General features: G+C 54.5%; 20 protein-coding genes. 13 read left to right on the top strand and 7 right to left on the bottom strand.

All coding sequences use genetic code 11. The features are described 5' to 3' along the window. Positions 1-100 precede the first annotated feature (100 nt). Positions 101-535 carry a hypothetical protein gene (locus tag F7C11_RS02320; RefSeq protein WP_297090551.1) on the top strand — a complete coding sequence of 145 codons (435 nt, stop codon included), beginning with the start codon at positions 101-103 and terminating at the stop codon, positions 533-535. Positions 536-660: 125 nt separating this feature from the next. Next, positions 661-4,593: a DNA polymerase domain-containing protein gene (locus F7C11_RS02315; RefSeq protein ID WP_297090565.1), complete on the top strand. Its 3,933-nt coding sequence runs from the start codon at positions 661-663 to the stop codon at positions 4,591-4,593. A gap of 15 nt (positions 4,594-4,608) precedes the next feature. On the opposite strand, the gene F7C11_RS02310 is transcribed toward F7C11_RS02315, so the two are convergent. Genes F7C11_RS02310 through F7C11_RS02300 form a run of 3 tightly spaced genes read right to left on the bottom strand, consistent with a single transcriptional unit; the run spans position 4,609 to position 6,928 of the window. Beyond that, a complete protein-coding gene (locus F7C11_RS02310) occupies positions 4,609-5,310 on the bottom strand; it encodes an HAD family hydrolase (RefSeq protein ID WP_297090563.1) in 702 nt (233 codons plus the stop codon). Between the two features lie 40 nt (positions 5,311-5,350). Continuing rightward, positions 5,351-6,388, bottom strand: coding sequence for a DUF3226 domain-containing protein (locus F7C11_RS02305; RefSeq protein WP_297090549.1), 1,038 nt, complete (start codon positions 6,386-6,388; stop codon positions 5,351-5,353). Next, positions 6,389-6,928, bottom strand: coding sequence for a DUF2391 family protein (locus F7C11_RS02300; protein ID WP_297090547.1), 540 nt, complete (start codon positions 6,926-6,928; stop codon positions 6,389-6,391). Positions 6,929-6,992: 64 nt separating this feature from the next. Between F7C11_RS02300 and F7C11_RS02295 the strand changes: the two genes are divergently transcribed. From F7C11_RS02295 to F7C11_RS02275, 5 genes are all read left to right on the top strand, one after another. Further along, the gene (locus F7C11_RS02295) at positions 6,993-8,462 is read left to right on the top strand and encodes an S-layer protein (RefSeq protein ID WP_297090545.1); all 1,470 of its coding nucleotides are present in this window, start codon (positions 6,993-6,995) and stop codon (positions 8,460-8,462) included. 160 nt (positions 8,463-8,622) lie between these two features. Then, entirely contained in the window at positions 8,623-9,801 is a 1,179-nt protein-coding gene (locus F7C11_RS02290) for an MFS transporter (RefSeq protein ID WP_297090543.1), read from the top strand. Between the two features lie 34 nt (positions 9,802-9,835). Beyond that, positions 9,836-12,058: a DHH family phosphoesterase gene (locus F7C11_RS02285; protein WP_297090562.1), complete on the top strand. Its 2,223-nt coding sequence runs from the start codon at positions 9,836-9,838 to the stop codon at positions 12,056-12,058. A 72-nt stretch (positions 12,059-12,130) separates the two neighbouring features. After that, positions 12,131-12,385, top strand: a complete 255-nt coding sequence (locus F7C11_RS02280) for a hypothetical protein (RefSeq protein WP_297090541.1) — start codon at positions 12,131-12,133, stop codon at positions 12,383-12,385. Between the two features lie 40 nt (positions 12,386-12,425). Next, complete coding sequence (locus F7C11_RS02275) at positions 12,426-12,641, top strand: hypothetical protein (RefSeq protein WP_297090560.1); 216 nt, start codon at positions 12,426-12,428, stop codon at positions 12,639-12,641. A 50-nt stretch (positions 12,642-12,691) separates the two neighbouring features. On the opposite strand, the gene F7C11_RS02270 is transcribed toward F7C11_RS02275, so the two are convergent. From F7C11_RS02270 to F7C11_RS02260, 3 genes are read right to left on the bottom strand one after another with little or no spacing between them, the layout of a single operon-like run. After that, a complete protein-coding gene (locus tag F7C11_RS02270; RefSeq protein WP_297090539.1) occupies positions 12,692-13,870 on the bottom strand; it encodes an MFS transporter in 1,179 nt (392 codons plus the stop codon). 3 nt (positions 13,871-13,873) lie between these two features. Further along, entirely contained in the window at positions 13,874-14,164 is a 291-nt protein-coding gene (locus F7C11_RS02265) for a PadR family transcriptional regulator (RefSeq protein WP_297090558.1), read from the bottom strand. Positions 14,165-14,213: 49 nt separating this feature from the next. Then, positions 14,214-14,630, bottom strand: a complete 417-nt coding sequence (locus F7C11_RS02260) for a hotdog fold thioesterase (protein WP_297090556.1) — start codon at positions 14,628-14,630, stop codon at positions 14,214-14,216. A 98-nt stretch (positions 14,631-14,728) separates the two neighbouring features. Between F7C11_RS02260 and F7C11_RS02255 the strand changes: the two genes are divergently transcribed. The 5 genes from F7C11_RS02255 to F7C11_RS02235 all read left to right on the top strand — a co-directional run bounded on the left by F7C11_RS02255 (position 14,729) and on the right by F7C11_RS02235 (position 18,323). Further along, on the top strand, positions 14,729-15,127 hold the full coding sequence (locus F7C11_RS02255) for a DUF2240 family protein (protein WP_297090537.1): 399 nt from the start codon (positions 14,729-14,731) through the stop codon (positions 15,125-15,127). A 117-nt stretch (positions 15,128-15,244) separates the two neighbouring features. Then, positions 15,245-16,279 (top strand): substrate-binding domain-containing protein, encoded by a 1,035-nt coding sequence (locus F7C11_RS02250; protein ID WP_297090554.1) that lies wholly within the window; start codon positions 15,245-15,247, stop codon positions 16,277-16,279. Positions 16,280-16,318: 39 nt separating this feature from the next. Next, positions 16,319-17,026 (top strand): ABC transporter permease, encoded by a 708-nt coding sequence (locus tag F7C11_RS02245; RefSeq protein ID WP_297090534.1) that lies wholly within the window; start codon positions 16,319-16,321, stop codon positions 17,024-17,026. Then, positions 17,023-17,742: an ABC transporter ATP-binding protein gene (locus F7C11_RS02240; protein ID WP_297090533.1), complete on the top strand. Its 720-nt coding sequence runs from the start codon at positions 17,023-17,025 to the stop codon at positions 17,740-17,742. Before F7C11_RS02245 ends, F7C11_RS02240 begins: the two co-directional genes overlap by 4 nt. 44 nt (positions 17,743-17,786) lie before the next feature. Then, positions 17,787-18,323, top strand: coding sequence for a nicotinamidase (locus F7C11_RS02235; protein WP_297090553.1), 537 nt, complete (start codon positions 17,787-17,789; stop codon positions 18,321-18,323). On the opposite strand, the gene F7C11_RS02230 is transcribed toward F7C11_RS02235, so the two are convergent. After that, entirely contained in the window at positions 18,250-19,302 is a 1,053-nt protein-coding gene (locus F7C11_RS02230) for an AI-2E family transporter (RefSeq protein WP_297090531.1), read from the bottom strand. The two genes, F7C11_RS02235 and F7C11_RS02230, sit on opposite strands and share 74 nt — an antisense overlap. Positions 19,303-19,357: 55 nt before the next feature. On the opposite strand from F7C11_RS02230, the gene F7C11_RS02225 reads away from it, so the two are divergent. Next, positions 19,358-19,635: hypothetical protein (locus F7C11_RS02225; RefSeq protein WP_297090552.1), on the top strand; the 278-nt coding region annotated here is incomplete at its 3' end.

Below are 19,635 nucleotides of genomic sequence, written 5' to 3'. Positions count from 1 at the left end.
TAGTTTACTCTACTAGTGAATATCCTTGGAAATCAACCCCACCGTGGCCACCATGTTCCCCTGGAGGAATTTGTCCTACATCGATTGGAGGGGAAATCAGTTGACGGACGAATATTACAAGGCACGATTTAGAATCAATTTATTGAGGGAGGGAATAGTTTTCTTTGGTCTCTCTTTTCTTTTTGGGACCTTGGACAGTTCAGACGTAGTGATTATGGCCATCGTTTCATGGATAATATCCAGTTTGGTTTGGATTGTGTACAACGAGTATAAGTGCGGTGAGCTGTCCAAAAGACTCGAATGCAGACCGTTGTGTGATGTCCTCCTAAAGAAGTCTCTCATTGATTCCGCGGGCATTGGGATAATAATCCCTGCGAGTTTGGTTAGTAGGTATCTTAATCAAAATTACGGGATTCTGATAGCACTCGCGATTATATGGACACTAGTCTCAGCAAAAATATTGAGCGATATCAATTATCCGTACGAATGGGCTTCCTCTGAGAGAATTAGGCAGGCCAAGGAAAAATGTCTCTGAAGTGCAGTGCTCTTGTTCCTAAGGCCATGAATCCCTGATTGTTGATCTTTTTCTCCTTTCTTCTGATGGACATCAATGGCGAAGTTTATTAGTGTTTGATTCGATAGTTTGAACAGGTGTGGCTCATGATCCTCGACGTTGATTACATCACCGAAGATGGAAAGCCCGTCATCAGAATCTTCAAGAAGGAGAACGGCGAGTTCAAGATAGAGTACGACCGGAACTTTGAGCCTTACATCTATGCACTCCTTAAGGACGATTCTGCCATCGATGAAGTGAAGAAGATAACCGTGGAGCGCCATGGAAAGGCTGTTAAGGTCAAGCGCGCCGAGAAGGTGAAAAAGAAGTTCCTCGGCAGGCCGATAGAGGTCTGGAAGCTCTACTTCACCCATCCCCAGGACGTGCCTGCCATTCGAGACGAGATAAGGAGGCATCCCGCTGTCATAGACATCTACGAGTACGACATCCCCTTCGCCAAGCGCTACCTCATCGATAAGGGCCTCATCCCGATGGAGGGCGACGAGGAGCTCAAGATGCTGGCCTTCGATATCGAGACGCTCTACCACGAGGGCGAGGAGTTCGGGATTGGGCCTATTCTTATGATAAGCTACGCCGACGAGAGCGAGGCGCGCGTTATAACCTGGAAGAAGATCGACCTTCCCTATGTCGATGTCGTCTCCACCGAGAAGGAGATGATAAAGCGCTTCCTCAAGGTTGTGAAGGAGAAGGATCCGGACGTTCTCATAACCTACAACGGCGACAACTTCGACTTCGCCTACCTCAAGAAACGGTGCGAAAGGCTCGGTATAAAGTTCACACTGGGCAGGGATGGGAGCGAGCCTAAGATACAGAGAATGGGAGACCGCTTCGCCGTCGAGGTGAAGGGAAGGATCCACTTCGATCTGTACCCCGTCATAAGGAGGACGATAAACCTTCCGACCTACACCCTTGAGGCAGTTTACGAGGCCGTCTTTGGGAAGCCGAAGGAAAAGGTCTATCCCGAGGAGATAACCACCGCCTGGGAGACGGGAGAGGGGCTTGAGCGCGTTGCGCGCTACTCCATGGAGGACGCGAAGGTCACCTTTGAACTCGGCAGGGAGTTCTTCCCGATGGAAGCCCAGCTTTCAAGACTTATAGGCCAGAGCCTCTGGGACGTCTCGCGCTCGAGCACCGGCAACCTTGTTGAGTGGTTCCTCCTGAGGAAGGCCTACGAGAGGAACGAGCTGGTTCCAAACAAGCCCAGCGAGAGGGAACTAGCGAGGAGACGCCAGAGCTATGCTGGCGGCTACGTCAAAGAGCCCGAGAGGGGATTATGGGAGAACATCGTGTATCTGGACTTCCGCTCCCTGTATCCCTCGATAATCATCACCCACAACGTTTCCCCCGATACACTCAACCGAGAGGGCTGTAAGGAGTACGACGAGGCCCCGCAGGTAGGGCATCGCTTTTGTAAGGACTTCCCGGGCTTCATTCCCAGCCTGCTCGGTGACCTGCTCGACGAGAGGCAGAAGATAAAGAAGCGCATGAAGGCCACAGTGGACCCGATAGAGAAGAAACTCCTCGATTACAGGCAGCGGGCTATTAAGATACTTGCAAACAGCATTCTGCCAGATGAGTGGATCCCTCTGCTTATTGATGGAAGGGTCAAATTGGTGAGAATCGGCGATTTTGCGGATAGGGCGATGAAGGAAAGAAAGCCCCTGAAAAGTGATAGAACTGAGGTTCTTGAAGTTTCGGGCGTGGAGACAATTTCCTTTAACAGAAAAACTAAGATGTCCGAGGTAAAGTCCGTCAAAGCCCTCATACGGCACCGCTATCGTGGGAAAGTATACGACATAAAGCTTTCGTCGGGAAGGAAGATCAAGGTCACAGAGGGACACAGCCTGTTCACAGTCAGAAACGGGGAGCTTGTTGAAATTGCCGGTGGAAAAATAAAACCCGGGGACTTTATAGCTGTTCCAAGAAGGATTAATCTCCCAGAAAGGCACGAGAGGATAAACCTTGTAGAGATCCTCCTCAGCCTCCCTGAAGAAGAGACCGCTGACATTGTGCTGACGATTCCGGTTAAAGGACGCAAGAACTTCTTTAAAGGCATGCTGAGAACCCTTCGCTGGATTTTCGGAGAAGAGAAGAGACCCAGAACCGCCCGGAGATACCTCAAACACCTCCAAAATCTCGGCTACGTCAGGCTCAGGAAAATTGGCTACGAGGTGAATAACGAGGAAGCCCTGAGGAATTACAGAAGGCTTTACGAAGTTCTCGCCGAGAAGGTGAAGTACAACGGCAACAAGAGGGAGTATCTTGTGCACTTCGATGATCTTAGGGATAAGATAAGGTTTATGCCAGAGAAAGAGCTCAGGGAGTGGAAGGTTGGAACCCTCAACGGCCTCAGGGTGGAGCCTCTTATTGAAGTCAACGAAGACTTTGCAAAACTCCTCGGCTACTACGTCAGTGAAGGTTACGCAAGAAAGCAGAGGAACCAAAAGAATGGGTGGAGCTATTCGGTTAAGCTTTACAACAACGACCAGAGGGTTCTCGACGATATGGAAAGGCTCGCCTCCAAATTCTTCGGAAAGGTGAGACGCGGAAAGAACTACGTCGAGATACCAAGGAAAATGGCCTACGTGCTCTTTGAGAGCCTTTGCGGTACTCTGGCTGAAAACAAACGGGTTCCTGAGGTTATATTTACATCCCTGGAGAGCGTGCGCTGGGCCTTCCTTGAGGGCTACTTCATTGGAGACGGTGACCTCCATCCGAGCAAGAGGGCTAGGCTTTCCACAAAGAGCGAGGAGCTGGTAAACGGTCTGGTTATCTTACTCAACTCTCTTGGAGTTTCTGCCGTCAAGATAAGGTTTGACAGCGGGGTTTACAGGGTTCTCGTTAATGAGGAGCTTCCGTTCCTCGGCAACAGTAAGAAAAAGAACGCCTACTACTCTCACGTGATTCCAAAGGAGATATTAGAGGACATCTTTGGAAAACGGTTCCAGAAGAACATGAGTCCCGCGAAACTCATGGAAAGAGTTGAGAAGGGCGAACTTGACGCAAGGAAAGCCAATAGACTTTTTTGGCTCCTTGAGGGAGATATCGTGCTCGATAAAGTTGAGAAAGTCACGGTAGAGGACTACGACGGCTACGTCTACGACCTGAGCGTTGAGGAGAACGAGAACTTTTTGGCTGGATTTGGAATGCTGTATGCTCACAACAGCTATTACGGCTACTACGGCTATGCCCGGGCCAGGTGGTACTGCAAGGAGTGTGCCGAGAGCGTTACTGCCTGGGGCAGGGAGTACATTGAGACCGTCATACGTGAGCTGGAGGAAAAATACGGCTTTAAGGTCCTCTATGCCGACACCGATGGTCTCCATGCCACAATACCCGGTGCGGACGCCGAAACCGTCAAAAAGAAGGCCAGGGAGTTCCTTAACTACATTAACCCCAAGCTGCCCGGTCTGCTCGAACTCGAGTACGAGGGCTTCTACAGGCGCGGCTTCTTCGTGACCAAGAAGAAGTACGCCGTAATCGATGAAGAGGGCAAGATAACCACGCGCGGGCTTGAGATCGTCCGGCGCGACTGGAGCGAGATAGCGAAGGAGACCCAGGCGAGGGTTCTTGAGGCGATACTGAGGCACGGTGACGTCGAGGAGGCCGTGAGGATTGTCAAGGAAGTGACGGAAAAGCTGAGCAAGTACGAGGTTCCGCCCGAGAAGCTCGTCATCCACGAGCAGATAACCAGGGAGCTGAAGGACTACAAGGCGACAGGCCCGCACGTGGCCATAGCGAAGCGCCTCGCCGCGAAGGGGATTAAAATCCGTCCCGGCACGGTTATCAGCTACATCGTCCTCAGGGGCTCCGGCAGGATAGGGGACAGGGCCATTCCATTTGACGAGTTCGACCCGACCAAGCACAGGTACGATGCAGACTATTACATCGAGAACCAGGTTCTGCCGGCGGTGGAGAGAATCCTCAAGGCCTTCGGCTACAAGAAGGAGGACTTGCGCTACCAGAAGACGCGGCAGGTCGGGCTGGGGGCGTGGCTACAGCCGAAGGGGAAGAAATGAAGGCAAGCTTCTTTGTTAGTCCTCCCTTTCTATCCTCTCCAGCACCTCCAAAATCCCCTCCACAGCAGGAACCTCAAAGCCCCTCCCGTGGATTCTTCTGACCTCCTCTGCCTCCGGATTTATCCAGACGGCCCACATGCCGGCACTCAGTGCGCCCTCAAAATCCTCTGCGTAGGTATCGCCGATGTGGATTGCCTCGCCCGGCTCGATTCCAAAGACCTCCAGCGGTTTTCTGAACATCTCCGGCATCGGCTTGTAGGCGAGAACCTCGTCCGCGAAGAAGGTCTTGTCGATGTGATCCATCAGGCCGAACCTTTCGAGCAGGAGCCTCGTGTAGGAGCCCGGCCAGAACATCACGTTGCCCGTTACGGTGACCTTCAGGCCCTTTCTCTTGACGCCTTCCAGAGCTTCCTTTGCCCCGGGGAGGACTATATCCTCATCTACCTTCAGAACTGCCCTGGCGGCGGCCCTCTTGACGAGCTCCACCTCTATCCCAAGGAGCTCCGCGAGCATCTCCTGGCTCTCTTCGAGGGCCCTGGCTGGGTTCCCTGCGGTTTTAGCCCTCATCCGTTTTATCCTCTCGCGGGTGAGCATCATCCCCTCGACGACGTCTATCAGGCACGTCCCCATGAGCTTGGAAAGTTCAACCGCCATGGCGTCGAGCATGATGTTTATGTCCATGAGGGTGTTCCAGACGTCGAATGAAGCGAGCTTCACCTTCACCACCGGATTGGGTTAGGAGCGGGGGAATAAAAACTCAACGCCTCCTCTCCAATTCCCTTCCGGCCAGGTAGGCAAGGCCTTCCATGAGTCCTGCCTCTCTGAGGACTGCTTTGAGGTTTCTGAACCGGGAGCGCATGACGAAGAGCTCGTAAAAGCCCTCAAGGTTGCCCCAGTGGCCGTAGGCGGAAAGGGCGAGGTACATAACCTCTTTGGGCTTGAGCTTTCTCCCGAGGCTCCCGTTGAGGGCCCTCAGGCCGGGCTTTATCCTCTCGAGCAGTCCCTCCCTCGCTATGAGGTGGAGCATGAGGTCTTCAACCGTTGGCTTCTTCCACTCTATCGTCTCGTCCTCAAAGGGCAGGCCTATTACCAGCGGTATTACCTCGGTTTCTCCAACTTTATAGCCGAGGCGCGTTCTCTCGTGTTTGAATCCCGAGAGTTTCCCGGCTATCGAGGCGAGGGCGCTCTCCCTGTCCTCGTCGATATCGATGGCGACTCCGATTTTCCCAACCGGGAAGTTGAAGGTATCCATCGCCCTGAGGATGTTGCCGAGGTTCCTTATAACGCCGGAGTTGCCCTCACTCGGGATCACCGCGAGGTAGTAGTCGTCCTCCTCCCGCTTGAGCAGGTCGAAGTTGTCCCTCTCAAAGACGCGCTCGATGAACCTCAGGCTGTAGGGGGCTTCCCGGCTCTCCTTGAACTCAAAGAGCTTCTTGAAGACCGCCTTGAAGAACTTGGCGTCGGTTTTGCCCTCAACAAACAGGACGCTTGCCCCGGCCTTTCCCCCGGAGAAGCCGCCGCGGATGTCGAAGTCGAGGTATTTCCTCAGCTCATAGACCTCCTTGAGAGTGAGGCTCTTTCCGGTGTCGGAGTACACGAGAACGTTCTCCTCGCCCCGCCTGAACTTCCAGGCGATTAAATCGGCAAGCTCAAGGCTCGCCGTGACCACGGTTTCTTCCCCCTTCAGGGAATCAACGAAGTCGATGAGTTCATCGCGGTTCTTCCGGTATTCCGGGAAGAGCAGTGATTTTTCATCTGCGAACGCTTCCCACCTTTTTCCAGTTACGAGCCTCATTCACTTCACCATGTCAACGGTTATCGCACCTATCACGGCGAAGGTGCTTATAAGTATGGTAGCGTTGAGGTACTGTCCGCCCGTGAAGTCGGCCAGGCTGTTTATCCCGTAGAGGTATATCAGCCCGGCTGAGATGAAGTACGCTATCCCCGTGACCGTCAGGAGCCTCTTGGGAACGTGAAACAGCTCCTCTCTCTTGAGGTTCCCTATCCGGGATTTGGCGATGAACAGGTAGGCGACTCCGAGGGTCATTAAGAACACCAGAAGGGAGCGTTCAACTGAGATGTCCTTGGCTATCTCCCACAGCTCTGAAGTGAATAGAAACGGAAGGGCAAAGGTGACCGCGCCGATGATTTCCTGGGCGATGTCGTCCCACCCAAGCTGGTCTGGAGCTTTCCGTTCCTCGTTCTCTTTTTTCAGCTGTTGGATGCTGGAGTAGAGCTCCTCAAGCTGTTTCTCCATTTTGGTTCGCCTTTCGTTTTCAATCTGGCGCTCAGGTTCTGGGTTCATCATCCCGTCAGCATTGGATTCACTCATCATCGCAGAATTAACTTCCAGGGAAAGGTTATAAAGGTTGAGATGCACTTTAAATCGGTGATAAACGATGAAAAGGGCTTTGGTTCTGTTTATGGGCCTGGTAGTTCTGGGCCTGCTCCTTACGCCGATCAATGCAGCGATTGCGGGCATCAATTCTTCCAACACAGTGATAGTTCTGCCTACCACCAAGATAGTCAACGGGGTGCCGCTTCACATAGGTGAGGACGCTATAACGGGTTCGAGACTCGGTGCTTTTCTTGTTCTCAAGGGCGTTTCTCAGGGAACGTATACAAAGACCGTTTCTGTGCCGGTGGAGTACCACAGCGTGCTCATCCCCGATGAAAACCAGACCTACAAGCTCAACCCCCGCGACATGCCTGACGTCGGTGTTAACGTTAGCGATGAGCCGGTTGGGCACGGCATAGTCATCCAGGTCAACTTCTCCCGCGTCGATTTTAACTCCACCAAAAAAGCCGCCGAGTTCACCGACAGGAGCGTGGAGATAGTATTCAACGAGAACACGACCCCTCTCGACATCGGCGGTGACTACAGGGTCATCTCAACGACGGTCGACGGAAAGGACACGATGTACTTCTACGCCTACACCGAGGTTGACTCCACCTCAAGCTCCCTCGGTGAGAGCATATCCGTCGGGAGCTGGGGCATAAAGTTCGTGGACATAAACATAAACCAGGAAGAGATGCTCGTTGACCTCACGTATCCGAGTGGCATGATAAAGCAGAAGACCATGGAGAAGGGAAGCTACTACATAATGTACGTTGATGCTGATGGGAACGAGGATTTCGAGATCTTCAGCACATACCCATCTGCAAGGATCAACGAACTCCTTGAGAGGGGCGTTAAGGAGCTGTTCCTCTTTGCCCCCACCGACTTCTTCGTTGGCGTCGGCGGAACCCTCATGGTCACCTACAACTACTGGTACTACGAGAAGGTCAAGCAGTACCAGGACGGCGACGTTTACAGTGGCCAGTGGGTCTGGGATATAGACCCGAACAACAACCTCTACATCCTCTACCTTCACGTCAACGAGAGCCTGGTCGATTTCAAGAGGGTTTTCATCGGCGAGGGCTCGGCCCTTAAGCTGCCCACGAACTGGGGCCTTGAGATAGTTCCAGTCTTCGCAAAGAACAACGAGGGTGAGATAGTCGGGGTTGAGGGCTACCGCTTCGTCCGCGTTGTCTCGGTGACCAGGAAGGTCTCCATAACCGCGCCCAAGATTGAGGCGACGGACGACGTCTACAAGTTCATCATCGAGGACACGCAGCTCAAGGACTTCCCTACCGACAAGAACGTCATAATAGTCGGGGGATGGGTGAGCAACAAGGCCTGGGCATTGCTGGAGCAGGCCTACGGAAAGAACACCATAGATGCCATCAAGGCCGAGATAGACCAGAAGGGCTACGTGATAAAGGAGCTCAAGAACCCGAAAAATCAGAACTACAAGGTCATAATCCTTGCGGGAAAGACGTACGCCGAGACAAGGCTCGCCGTGGAGAAGTTCATGGAAGAAATGTGAAATCTTATTTTACCCTGTTTTTTCAATTTTACTCTTGCTCATTTGAGCAAGGAGTAAGCCGCATTTTTGATTTAAACGCTGAGTAATTCCCGAAATTTTTAATAAACTTTTCGGTTGGGTGAGGGGTAAGTTTATATACTCGACAGCGGTCTGAACGTTCATGTCGCTGCAGAACTACAGGGGATTCAGCAGAGACGCATGGTTGCTTGTGGGTTATTCCTTCATCTCCTGGCTTGGGGGCAACATAGCGTGGTTCATCTTCCCGTTTTACCTGAAGTCCCTTGGCTTCAGCTACACCGACATCGGGATAGTCTTCTCCATGTCCACCATAGCTCAGGCCAGCGTTCTCCTGTTTTCCGGCCCCCTCGGCACGAAAATGGGATACAAAAAGGCGGTTCTCCTGGGAGTCTTCCTGATGTTCATCGGGAGGCTGGTTCAGGTGGCCTACCCCACGATAGCCCTTCTGACACTGGGCGGCGTTCTTGTGGGCATCGGTATGGCCTTTGAGAACCCATCCTACATGGCACTGCTCAGCGGTGAGGTGAGTGACGAGAAGAGGCACTACCTCTTCAGTCTCTCTTCGGCAATGGGGACAATAGGCTCAGCCGTTGGCCTGATTCTGGCCGGCTTCCTCCCGAGGTATCTCTCGTACAGGGAGGTCTTCGCTTTAGTCCTCGTTATAATCCCGGTGAGGTTCGTACTGGTGCTGTTCGTCAGGTCTGTTCTGGCCGAGACAGAAAAGAAGCTCAAGCTCAACAGGAGTCTTCTCGTCAGGATAGGACGCTTCGCCCTTCCGAGCGCGCTCATCGGCCTGGGTGCGGGGGTTACGATACCCTACATGGGGCTCTGGTTCAACCAGCGCTTTGGAACCAGCCTGGAAAACATCGGATGGCTGTTCGCCCTCCAGCAGTTCATCATGGGGCTGGGAATGTTCCTGCTTCCGATGATAGCGGACAGGTTCGGCAGCGTCAAGACCATAGTGTCCTTCAACGGGAGCGCCAGCCTCCTTATAGCGGCTATGCCCCTCTCCCCAACCTTCCTCATAGCCGCGGTGATTTACACCGTCAGAACCATCCTGATGAACATCGTCAACCCGATCTGGAACTCCTTTATGGTGGGCTTCTTCAAAAAGGAGGAGCGTTCAACCGTCATGGCACTCAACAACCTGTCATGGACCGCTACGTTTGGTGTGGGGCAGTACCTGGGCGGCAGGCTCTTTGATTTCTCCCTCACCTGGCCGTTCATGATAACGGCCATCCTGTACAGCCTCTCCATGGTGGTCTTCTGGGGCTTCTTCGGTAGGGCGGAGACAAAAGGTTATAAGCCGGAGCCGGCCTAGGTCTCTCAGATGAGAGGTTTCTAGGGTGATGCTCATGGTGGTTAAGGACTGTCCCGAGTGCCATGGAACCGGGAAAATCAAGGCCGGCGAGAAGGAATGCCCCGTCTGCGAGGGGTGGGGATATGTTCCCGCTGATTTCAAAGTGGGGGACAAGCTGAAGGGTTACAGGAACCTTGACTACCTCGGTGTCGAGGACGAGGTGGACGAGATACCCTGTCCCGAGTGCCACGGAAAGGGCGTCGTTCCGGTTTACGATACGTGTCCGACCTGTGGGGGTACCGGAAGGGTTCTTGCCTGTGACATCTGCGGCAAGGTCAAAGAGCCCTGGGAGCCCGGCATGGAGACAACGTGGGTCTGCTCGGAATGCATGAGGAAGTACAAGGTGGTCTATGTTCTGGATAAGACCTGTGACCTGGAGGACGTGGAGGTCGGCAACGTCTACAAAGGAACCATCGACAGGGTGGAGCGCTTCGGAATCTTCGTCAGGCTAAACCCGCACGTTAGGGGCCTCGTAAGGCGGAAAGACCTCCTTGGTGGTAGGGAGTACAAGCCCGGCGAGGAGATTCTCGTTCAGGTTCTCGACGTCCGCCCCGACAAGGGCGAAGTGGACTTCATCGAGTCGGCTCTCAAGCACTACAAGGAGGTGACTGTGAGGAAGGAGCTTCCGGTTACTCCAATCGGCGAGCTCAGCAAGGACATGGCCGGTCAGACGGTGAGGCTGAGGGGCAAGGTGACCCAGATACAGGTGACCGGTGGTCCGACCGTCTTCACGATAACCGATGGAACGGGAATAACCTGGGCGGCCGCCTTTGAGGCCCCTGGTGTCAGGGCCTATCCCAACATAAACGTGGGCGACGTCGTCGAGATAATAGGCAAGGTGGCCTTCCACGCCGGGGAGATACAGATCGAGACCAGCGACATGGCGAGGCTATGGGGGCCGGAAGCGGCTGAGGTCAAAAAGCGCATAGAGGAGGAGCTCGACAGGAAGGCCCAGCCCCGGGACGTCGGCTTCCTTGTGGAGAGCGAGGTTCTTGAGGCCCTGAAGCCCAAGATAATGAAGGCCGCCTTCATGATAAGGCGCGCAATCTACGAGGGAAGGCCCATCCTCCTGAGGCACCACGCGGATGCGGACGGCTACACCTCGGGCCTGGCCCTTGAGTATGCGATAGTCCCGCTCATCGAGCAGGTTTCGCCTGATTCCGGCGCGAGGTGGAAGCTCTTCAAGCGCAGACCGAGCAGGGCGCCCTTCTACGAGCTGGAGGATGTCCTCAAGGACATCATATTCATGGTCGAGGACCATGAGAAGTTTGGTGACCCTCTCCCGCTCCTCGTCATAGTGGACAACGGCGGGACGAGCGAGGACATCCCGGCCTACAGGCGCATAAGGGCCTATGGGGTTCCCATAGTCGTCATAGACCACCACGATCCAAGGGAGTGGGTGAGCGAGGACAGGGCGAAGGTGGACGACTACGTTGACGTCCACGTCAACCCGCACCACATAAAGCGCGGCTACTACGAATTAACGGCCGGAATGCTGGCGACGGAGGTGGCGCGCTTCATCAACCCTGAGGTTGAGGACAGGATAAAGCACCTGCCCGCCATAGCCGGAACGGGCGACAGGAGCAAGGCCCCGGAGTTCTACCAGTACCTTGAGATAGCGAAGAAGGCCAAAGGGCTCGACGAGGAGGACCTCAAGAAGATAGCCGAGGTGATAGACCACGAGGCCTACTTCTGGAAGTTCATGGACGGGCACGGGATAATCGACGAGATACTCCTCCTGACCGGCAACCTCCAGAGGCACCGCGAGCTCATCAACGCGATTTACCCGGAGGTCAAGGAGAAGCAGGAGAAGGCATTGAGGGCCTCTCTACCGCACGTCAAGAGCGTCGTCCTGCCGAACGGCATAAGGTTCAACACGATAGACATCGAGCTCTTCGCGCCGAAGTTCTCCTACCCGAGCCCAGGAAAGCTCTCCGGGCTCATCCACGACCACTTCAAGGAGAAGTACGGCGAGGACGCGCCTATCCTGACCCTCGCCTACGGCCCGGACTTCGCGGTGGTCAGGGCGGCGGATGGAATGGCCGCTTACGGCTTCGACCTGAACGAGATAATCCCGAAGCTCCAGGAGACGCTGCCGAGTGCCGGAATAGAGGGCGGCGGCCACAGCTACGCGGGCTCAATAAAGTTCTTTGAGGGTATGAGGAAGGAAGTGCTTGAGGAGTTCGCCAAGCAGGTCGTCAGGCTGAAGAAGGCCTGATGCTCCCTTTTCCTCCCAACCTTTTTAACCCCCTGCGAGAATGTCTTTTGAAGAAAATACGGGGGAATGTTGATGAGGGTAGTTCTTGAGGTTACTTTCAGGATGGGGGGCGTTTCTTACCGCGGTTACCGCTGGGAAGACGATGCGCTCGTTTTTAAGTTCGAGAGGCTTGGGGATGCCTTTATCCAGGTCCTCAGCACCCGGAAGGTCGAGGAGGACGTCGAGAGGATGCCCGGGAGGGTCATCGTCGAGCTGAAGACCAAGGAGGGTGGGAAGGTCTTCGAGGCGGAGGAGGTCGAGGGAATTTACCGGGCTATGGAGCCTTAGGTTTTTTATAGTTCCCATCCAACTTTCTGCGGTGGTGCCCATGTACATGGCGGAGTTCAAGCTTCGCTTCGGCGATATGAAGTGGTACGTCAGGAGGATCGTCGAGGCGTCTTCACTTGAGGAGGCTGAGGAGATAGCCGAGCGCTATGCAAGGGCTATGAACAGGGGCGAAGTTAAGTGGGAGCTCAGCTACGTCATTGAATCCGGGAGGCCTCTTCTCGTTGGAAAGGAGGAGCTGGAGAAACTTGGGGCATGAACCGCGCCCCCTTATATTTTCTACTTGAAATTAATGAAATCGGGGGAGATTTACTCCCCCACGAAGGTCATTAAAAGCATGGCGATGACGTTCATGGCCGCGGCGAAGGTGAAGGAGTATGCCAATGAGTAGCTCCCCCAGAGCCAGCCCGCTATCACCGACGCCGGGAGGACGAAGATTCCGAAGACCGTGTGGTATGCCCCTATTATCGTCCCCTTCTCGTACTCCCTCGCAAGGTCCGCCATGTAGGCCCGTGGAATGGTGTCCTCGATGGCGATGTAGAGGCCGTAGAGAACGAAGGCCGCTATGAGGGTGTAGAAGTCCCTCGCGTAGGCGAAAGCCAGGGCCGCCAAAGCCGCAACCCCGAAGCCGAGGGTTATCATTCTCTTCTTGCCGAACGTGTCAGAGTAAACCCCCAGGGGGTAGGCCGAGAGGGCGTAGATGAGGTTGAAAAGTGCGTAGAACGCTATGCTCTGTACCACGGAGTAGCCGAGCTCCTGTGCCTTCCACATCGTGAAGGCGTAGCTGTATCTTCCCAGCGCCCCGATGGCAACGACCGCCAGGAAGAGCTGCAGGTTTCTGTTCTTCAGCGTTGAGATTCCCTTGATCTTCCTCTTGACCTCACCGCCCCTGTCTTTCACGAAGAGGATTATCACGAAGAGCGATATCACCCCTGGAACGGCCGAGAGCAGGAAGATGTAGCGGTACATTGTCTCGGAAGGCAGTCCCTTGAGGAGCTCGATGAGGCCTATTGCAACTAGGGGACCTGCAACGGCGCCGAGCGTGTCCATCATCCTGTGGAAGCCGAAGGACTTCCCGGTTTTTCCTCTCTCGCTCGACTCCGCTATCAGGGCATCCCTCGGGGCGGTTCTTACACCCTTGCCTATCCTGTCCACCGCGCGCAGGAGCAGGAAGTCCCACCAGTAGCGGGTGAGCGCTAAAGCGCCCTTGGCGAGGGTTGAGAGGGCGTAGCCGGCGAAGACGAACACCTTCCTCTTTCTAAAGCGGTCGCTCACGTAGCCGAAGGCCACCTTAAAGAGGGAACTCATGCTCTCTATCGCCCCCATAACGGAGCCGCTGAGGAGCTTTCCGGCATCTAAAACCTCCATCAGGTAGCTCGGCATAACGGGCATTATCATCTCGCTGCTCATGTCGTTGAGGAAGCTGACTATCCCGAGCAGGAAGACGTTCCAGCTTACCCCGAAGATCTTCTTATCCCTTTCCTCCATTCCTCATTCCCCCAGCAGTTCGAGACAGAGTTCCTTCAGCCTCTCCTTGCCCTCGCTGAGGGCACTCAGGCCGGCCTCAGTTATCTCGTAGACCCTGACCCGCCGACCATCCCTCACTTCCCAGTGGCTCTTCAGGAGGCCTTCCTTTTCGAGGGAGTGAAGGAGGGGATACATCGTCCCCGGGCTGATGCTGTAGCCGTGTCTCCCGAGCTCTTCCATCAGGAATGATCCGGTGACGGGCTCTTCACTCGCGTGATGGAGGACGTGTAGCGTCAGGAAGTCACGGTACTTCATATCGAACACCGATATCGGGATACGATATTACGGCTTAAAAAATTTTGGCTCATTCGAGCACGTGCTTCTCCAGCACGTAGCAGTGGAAGGTTCCCTCGAAGACCTTCTCTCCCCTCTCGTTGAAGACCTCTGTTTTCACCAGTTTCTTCCTCCGGGGGGACGTTCTGTCCCTCACACCCCCTCCAGACTCTTCTATAACCTCTGCCTTTGCCCTCAGCTTTTCACCTGCCTTGACGGGCTTCAGGAACTTGACCTCCGCCTTTCCGAGGACGACGGTGGGCTCGTTAACGGCCAGCATGGCCGCGTAATCGGCCAGTCCGAAGGTGAAGCCGCCGTGAACAAGTCCGTACTCATCAACGGCCATCTCCTCGGTGGTCTCCAGAAGGACTTCCGCGTAATTCTCCTCAATTTTCACGGGCTTTCCAACCAGTTTTTCGGAGGTTAACCTGTGAGTCCTCTGCTCCATCGGCATCACCGTTTGGAGTTCTCGCCGGTGCTTAAACATCTAACGGCGGTATGCAAAGGTTTATTTATTCCAGCGCCCTAAAAAAGTTAGGTGGTTGCGTGCACCCGATAAAACGCGCAGTTGAGTATAAGGGCTCTATGGAGTTCACCCGGAGCGAGCTCATTGGGATACTCTCCTTCAGCCTCCGCCTGATGGATGTAAAGGCCGCGAAGGAGCTAATAGCAAAGTCTCTGGAGGAGGGACTCCTTGAGGAAAAGGACGGCCTTCTGGTCGTCAACAAAGCCCTGCTCGCGGAGGAAGAGGCAGGTGAGGATTTTTTCAACGAGATGGTCTCTTACATAGCCGAATCCCTTGGCTGGGAGAGGGAGGAGGTCATCGAAGGTATCGGATCAATGCGCGAGCGCTACGGTGACCTGGACGAGAAAGTTTTGGCCTACCTCTTTGGAATGGACAAGGGTGTTGATATGTCCCGGTTCAGGGATAGGCTTGAGCTTTAGTTTTCACACTTTTCATCCCTGGACTCCCGTGGGAACGGAACTCTTGTTAAACAAAAACGCTTAAAATGGACAAAAATGTTTATAAGTTTTGTCTTCATCCAGCTAACGGTGGTCACTATGAATAAGAGGGTAGAGGTACTTGTTTTGCTGGTCCTGCTCATTGCCGGGCTTTCCTACGGGTGCATAGGGGGCACCGGCGGAACTCAGACGGCGACGGAGAAGCCCAGGGTTCTTACGATTTCAACCACCACAAGCCTCTACGATACCGGCATACTTGAAGACGTGGTTGCGCCGATTTTCAAGGAGAAGTACAACATAGAGCTCCGCTTTATTCCCAAAGGGACAGGGGGGGCAATTCTCGATGCTAAAAGCGGTGCCAGCGATGCCATACTCGTTCACGCCCTCTCAAAGGAGCAGCCCTTTATGGAAGAAGGCTACGGCGTGAACAGAAAGGTCTTCGCGTACAACTTCTTCGTGATAGTCGGCCCGAAGGACGACCCCGCTGGGATAAGGGGCCTGAGCGTTTCAGAGGCCCTTAAGAAAATCGTCGAGTATGGAAGGGCCCACCCCAACGAAATCGTCTGGGTCTCAAGGGACGACGGTTCGGGAACCAACACGAAGGAGATAGCCCTGTGGGAGAAGGCCGGCTTTGATTTCAATGAGCTGAAGAACGAGAGCTGGTTCGGGACGACCGGCGCTGGAATGGGGAATACGCTCCTGTACACGAGCGAGAGAAAGGCCTACACCCTTTCCGACATAGGAACCTACCTCAAATACCAGAAGGAGGGCAAGATAGACCTTGACGTCCTAGTTGACAAGGGGGAGGAGCTTATAAACGTTTACGCCATAATCATCATCAACCCGAAGAAGATACCCGACAAGGACTTTGAGGACGCGATGCTCCTCGCAGAGTGGCTCACCAGCGATGAGGGGCAGAAGGCCATAGCCGAATACGGCAAGGAGGAATTCGGGAGGCCTCTGTTCTACCCCGCCGTTCCGGTTCTCAAGAGCGAACAGGGGGAGGTCTTCAGGTGGATCATCAAGTACGGCTTCATGAAGGACGGCGACAAATACACCGAGTGCCCCGAGAAGTTCAGGTACAACGCCACCTACAGCTTCTTTGAGTTCCCGGCCTCGGTGGTCGAGGGCTAAGCCTTTTATTCTTTCCTTCCATCTCCGGGTGGATGAGAGATGGCGTGGGACTACATAATCCAGGGATTTTCAGAGGCGGTGAAGCTGATAGATGATCCATACGTGATAGAGATAGCCCTACGGTCCATCAAGGTCTCGGGGATGGCAACGCTTATGGCGGTGGCATGGTCTCTGCCGATCTCGGTGCTCCTCGGCCTGAAGGATTTCCCCGGCAAGTGGCTGGTTAAGACCCTGATAAACGGCCTCATGGGAGTCCCGACCGTTATCTGGGGTCTTGTGCTCTACCTCATGTTCGTCCCCCTTGGTCCACTCGGTTCTCTCGGCCTTCTCTACACCGAGATGGGAATAAGCATCGGTCAGGCCCTTCTGATAACCCCGATAATCATGAGCATAGTGGTGAACTCGCTGGAGTCGATAGAGGGCGAAATAAGGGAGCTGGCGTTAACTCTCGGTGCGGATGAGATACGTGCCTCCTTTCAGGTCGTCAGGGAGAGCGTCGGTGGGATAGTTCTGGCCATCATAGCGGCCTTCAACAGGGCCATAGCCGAACTCGGCATAGCCCTAATGATCGGCGGCAACATCTACGTCAAGGGCGGCGTTTACAACACGAGGGTTCTCACGACGGCCATACAGATGTACACTGTCAGGGCGGAGATAAGCGTGGCAATAGCTCTGGGCATAATCCTCATGGGCATAGTCCTCGCCGTGAACCTGCTTTCAAACCTCGTGCGGAAGTGGTTGGAATGATAGTAAGGGTCGAGAACCTGACCAAAACCTACGAAGACCACAGGGCACTGGACGGCGTGAGCCTTGAGGTCAAAAAGGGCGAGATATTCTGCGTCATGGGGCACAGTGGGGCCGGAAAAACCACCCTCCTGAGGATTCTGGCATTACTTGAGAGGCCCGACTCCGGGGAGTACGTCTTTGATGGGATGCCCGTGAACTGGAGTCGACCCGGGGAGCTGAGAAAGCAGGTCACGATGGTGTTTCAAACTCCCATCATGTTCAACACGACGGTTTTCAAGAACATAGCCTACGGCCTGAGGCTGAGGGGCTACTCCAAGGCCGAGATTGAGAGAAGAGTCCGCGAGGTGCTCTCCCTCGTGAGGCTTGAGGGCTACGAGAACAGAAAGGCAAAAACGCTGTCCGGTGGGGAGAAGCAGCGCGTTGCCATAGCGAGGGCGATAGTCCTTGAGCCGAAGCTCCTCCTGATGGACGAGCCGACCGCTAATCTTGACCCAACGAACTCAGCCATAATAGAGGACATCGTAAGGGAGATCACCAGGGAGAACGGAACGACGATAGTCTTCTCGACCCACAACATGTTCCAGGCAAAGAGGCTCGCCGACAGGGTCGCCCACATGTATGCGGGGAGGATAGTCGAGCTGGGAAAAACGGGGGATATCTTTGAGAACCCGAGGAACGAGCTGACCAAGAGGTTCATAAGAGGGGAGCTGTTCTGATAAGGGTTTTAACCTTTTTAGCGAATCTATATGTGGTGAGGCAGATGCCCGAGGAGGCGCTCATAGTTGTGGACATGCAGAGGGACTTCATGCCCGGCGGCGCTCTGCCGGTTCCAGAGGGGGACAGGATAATCCCAAGGTGCAACGAGTACATCAGGGCCTTTATGGGGCGGGGAGCGTTGATCGTGGCAACGAGGGACTGGCACCCTGAAAACCACATCAGCTTTAGGGAACAGGGTGGCCCATGGCCGAGGCACTGCGTCAGAGGGACTGAAGGGGCGGAGTTCGTGGTGGAGCTTCCGGCCGATGCGGTGATAATCTCCAAGGCGACGGAGCCCGATAGGGAGGCGTACTCCGGCTTTGAGGGCACCGAACTGGCGGAGATCCTTAAAAAACGCGGGGTCAAGAGGGTCTACATCTGCGGCGTTGCAACCGAGTACTGCGTTAAGGCGACCGCCCTCGATGCCGTCAAGCACGGCTTCGAGACCTACCTTCTCCGCGACGCGGTCAAGGGGATAGATGAGGAGGACGAGGAGCGGGCTTTGAGGGAGCTTGAGAGTGCTGGCGTGAGGATTCTTTAGATACGACCTTCCTCCATTCCTTCAGGAGGACGAGGAGAAGGTTGAGGACTATGGGCCCTATTATGAGCCCCTTGACCCCCATGGCCCAGGTTCCCCCTATCATGCCGATGAAGACCAGGGTCTCGTCCAGGTTGGCATCCTTTGCAACCATCATGGGCCTTATCGTGTAGTCCGGCATCGGGGAGACCAGCAGAAAGCCGTAGATGGATATCCCGACCGCGTGTAGATACATGCCCTCCTTGGCAAAGTACACTGCCGCGATGAGCCATATCATCCAGCCCTCAAACAGGGGGACGAAGGAGAAGACGAACGTCAGGAAGCCAGCGACTATCGCAGTGTAGATGTCGGAAACACCGAAGATCAGGAATCCAAGCGTCATCAGGACACCTTTTATTATATTGAGTATCAGCCAGGCCCTTACAAGGGCACCCAGCGTCTTGTTGAGGCTTTTCAGTATCTCCTCCCCCAGGTGGCGGTTTCTCTCGGGGATGGCCAGGCGTATTTCCTCGACTATCTCATGAGAAAAGGCCAGGGCGTAGTAGAATGTGAACAGGAAGACAACGAGCTGGAGAAGGTACATGGGGAGGGAGAATGCATGCTTTGATATGTATTCGGAGAGCCTGGGAATCAGCTGGTTGAAGAAGTTCTGGAGGAAGTCCAGAACCTCCGGGGGCAGCGGCTGCGTCATCAGCCACCTGAAGAAATCGACAACGTTTTGGTAGAAAGAGGCGGCGACCTGAACGGATATCATGAGGAGCTCAAAGGTGACGACACCCCCGAGGCCGAGCATCCCCACCGTAAGAATGAAAGCCGAGTGTGTTCTTCCAATCCTGGGACTCAGTCGCCGGTGGATTGGATGGGCCGCGTAGGCCAGAATCAGGCCGAAGAATATCGGCGTTATCAGCGGGCTGATGGCCTCCCACGTGATGTAGATTATTATGAGCACCGTGGCCGCCCAGACGAGTCTCTCCGCCCTCATAGTCCCTCGACAGGTTTATTAGGTCTCTCCTTATAAACCATGCGTGGTGGGATGGATGGAAGCGGAGCTGATGGAGAAGGTTATGGCCTATATACGCCGTGCAGATTACTATCTGGAGGAAAAGCGGTTTGACATGGCTTACAATGCCTATATGGATGCCCTCTATACCATCGGCGCGTACCTCGTTTATCTTGATACGGGACTCCTCATGCCTGCCGGAGATATGGTAGGAATCCTGAAGAGCAGACACCCCGAAGTTTACGGCATCATATCCCGATACGCGGGGATCTCCAGCCTCGATGAGGGAACGGTGGGCTCTCTGGGAGAAGAGGT

Origin of the sequence: Thermococcus sp., from assembly GCF_015521605.1 — an archaeon.
Lineage (GTDB): Archaea > Methanobacteriota_B > Thermococci > Thermococcales > Thermococcaceae > Thermococcus.
This window is presented reverse-complemented; position numbering and strand designations above follow the sequence as displayed.